This window comes from Sphingomonas sp. BE138, from assembly GCF_031456125.1.
Classification (GTDB): Bacteria; Pseudomonadota; Alphaproteobacteria; order Sphingomonadales; family Sphingomonadaceae; genus Sphingomonas.
The window spans coordinates 1-1,902 of the sequence record NZ_JAVDUC010000067.1; the positions used below are offsets into that span (position 1 = coordinate 1).

Consider the following 1,902-nt stretch of genomic DNA (forward strand, 5'->3'; position numbering starts at 1 on the left):
GGTCAGAGGCCGGCAAGCCCAAAAAGGAGAAGGCCGCGACTTGACCCGCAACCCCGCGGGCCTGACATTACCCCCACGACCCGGGTCACTTCTCGGTGGAAATTTATGCCTTCGCCGGGTCAACTCTCAGTGAAAATCAACAACTCGACCACATGCGGCTCGATGCCGGCATTGCGGATCATCGCCAGTGTGTTGCGCGAGGTGCCGCACTCGGGGTTGTGATAGATAACGATATCGATGGCCACGGGGCGTCCTTTCAGCAGCAGGTAAGTTCAGCGACGAGCGGCGCGCACAGCTCCGCGTTGCCGGCGCAGCAATCCTTGACGAGGAACAGCGTCAGCGCGCGCAGGGCGTCCAGATCGGCACGGTAGATGATCGAGCGGCTATGGCGTTCGGAGCGGACCAGCCCGGCGCGCGCTAGGATCGCGAGATGCGCCGACATGGTGTTCTGCGGCACGTCGAGCTGGCGGGCGATATCGCCCGCGGCGAGGCCGTCAGGTTCGTGGCGCACCAGCAAGCGGAACACATCGAGGCGCGTGCCCTGCGCCAGCGCACTTAATGCGGGAATTGCCGACTCCTTTACCATATATCCAGCATAGTGGATATTATCGAGCCGGCTACGATAATTCGCGTGCTGAACGCCGTGACCGCTCTAGCGTGTGCAGCAGCCCGCTTCCGAGCCAGCCTCGCGGGCTTCCTGGATGGGCGGGCAAGGAACATCTGCGTAAGAGCAGAACACGCAGCAATCACCCGCCAAGGGGCGAAGGACGACCGCGCAATGCCGGCAGTCATAGAAAAACTGGCAGGCGTTGGTTGGCATCGTCTCCGTCGAGACCCCACCACATTCGGGGCACGTCAGCGTGGAGGTTAGCAGCATCAGGAAATCGCCTTCATCAGCGGTGCTTCCAGGCGATCCCATATTAGCGCGATCAGCGTCAGGGCCGAGCCGATCGCCAGCATGATCGGCGTCGCGCGCGATGGTAGCGGAACTGTGCAGGACCGATCCGCAGCGCAGGCCCTTCGACGCCGCGCATAGGCCCACCACCCCGCGGCCAGGCCGATCAGGGAAAGAGCGGTCAGGGGCCAGCGCAGCGGCATCAGCGTCGCAAAGGTGCTCGACAGGCCAGCTCCCATGCCCAGCGCCGCGAGCGCAAGCGGCAGGACGCAACAAGACGCAGCGGCGAAGACCGCGCCGAAACTCGCCAGCGCGCCGATTGCTGATAACGCCGCATCGGCACGGCGCGGTGTTGCGGGCGAATCCGGGATTTCGAGTGAGCGAGTGTTCGGATTCAATGGTCGTCTCCGGAGTGGTAACGCGCTATGCGTCCTGTAGCAGCTACAGGAGCAAGCGGTTTATGAGTGCCGCCCAAGGCATCGCGATAGGCGAACTGTCGCGCCGCACCGGCGTCAACATCGAGACGATCCGCTATTTCGAGCGGGTGGGTATGCTGGCGACGCCGCCCCGAACCCAGGGCGGGCGGCGCGTGTATGATCGCGATCATGTTCGTGCGCTCGGCTTTATCCGGCGCGCCCGGGAACTAGGGTTTGCTCCCGCCGAGGTCAGGGCGATCCTTGCGCTTGGTGGTCCCGGCGCGGCCGGTTGCGGCGAGGTCCGCGCGATAGCCGCCCATCATCTTGAACAGGTCCGTGAGAAAATGGCAGACCTTGCGCGCCTGGAGGCGTTGTTGGCTGCCACGATCGAACGGTGTGTGGGGGACGCCGCGCCGGATTGCGCGGTCATGGACATGCTGGAGGACAGGGTGGATGATCGAGGGCAATCGGCAGGGTAGTGGTGTCAAAACCGTCCGAGGCTGTTGAAAAAGGCCTGCGCGAAAACGGCTTGGCGGATGGCTGGTGACATTGGTCACCGGAGGATACGCCGCGTATCAGGCCGGCCCGGCC

4 protein-coding genes and 1 pseudogene are annotated in these 1,902 nt (G+C 64.1%); 1 reads left to right on the forward strand and 4 read right to left on the reverse strand.

The window, feature by feature from the left end:
• Window positions 1-137: 137 nt before the first annotated feature.
• From J2Y58_RS20855 to J2Y58_RS20870, 4 genes and pseudogenes are all read right to left on the reverse strand, one after another.
• A pseudogene (locus J2Y58_RS20855) lies at window positions 138-245 on the reverse strand (arsenate reductase); the annotation flags it as partial.
• Between the two features lie 11 nt (window positions 246-256).
• The gene (locus J2Y58_RS20860) at window positions 257-586 is read right to left on the reverse strand and encodes a metalloregulator ArsR/SmtB family transcription factor (RefSeq protein ID WP_310107407.1); all 330 of its coding nucleotides are present in this window, start codon (window positions 584-586) and stop codon (window positions 257-259) included.
• Window positions 587-652: 66 nt separating this feature from the next.
• On the reverse strand, window positions 653-877 hold the full coding sequence (locus J2Y58_RS20865) for a GDCCVxC domain-containing (seleno)protein (RefSeq protein WP_310107410.1): 225 nt from the start codon (window positions 875-877) through the stop codon (window positions 653-655).
• On the reverse strand, window positions 877-1,293 hold the full coding sequence (locus tag J2Y58_RS20870; protein WP_310107411.1) for a mercuric transporter MerT family protein: 417 nt from the start codon (window positions 1,291-1,293) through the stop codon (window positions 877-879). Before J2Y58_RS20870 ends, J2Y58_RS20865 begins: the two co-directional genes overlap by 1 nt.
• A gap of 62 nt (window positions 1,294-1,355) precedes the next feature.
• Here J2Y58_RS20870 and J2Y58_RS20875 point away from each other — a divergent pair, with 62 nt between their 5' ends.
• Window positions 1,356-1,790 (forward strand): MerR family transcriptional regulator, encoded by a 435-nt coding sequence (locus J2Y58_RS20875; protein ID WP_310107415.1) that lies wholly within the window; start codon window positions 1,356-1,358, stop codon window positions 1,788-1,790.
• Window positions 1,791-1,902: the final 112 nt, after the last annotated feature.

Excerpts from the sequence above, each read along its gene's own strand:
- J2Y58_RS20875 (WP_310107415.1), top strand. The coding sequence starts at position 1,356 with ATGAGTGCCGCCCAAGGCATCGCGATAGGCGAACTGTCGCGCCGCACC.
- J2Y58_RS20860 (WP_310107407.1), bottom strand. The coding sequence starts at position 586 with ATGGTAAAGGAGTCGGCAATTCCCGCATTAAGTGCGCTGGCGCAGGGC.
- J2Y58_RS20865 (WP_310107410.1), bottom strand. The coding sequence starts at position 877 with ATGCTGCTAACCTCCACGCTGACGTGCCCCGAATGTGGTGGGGTCTCG.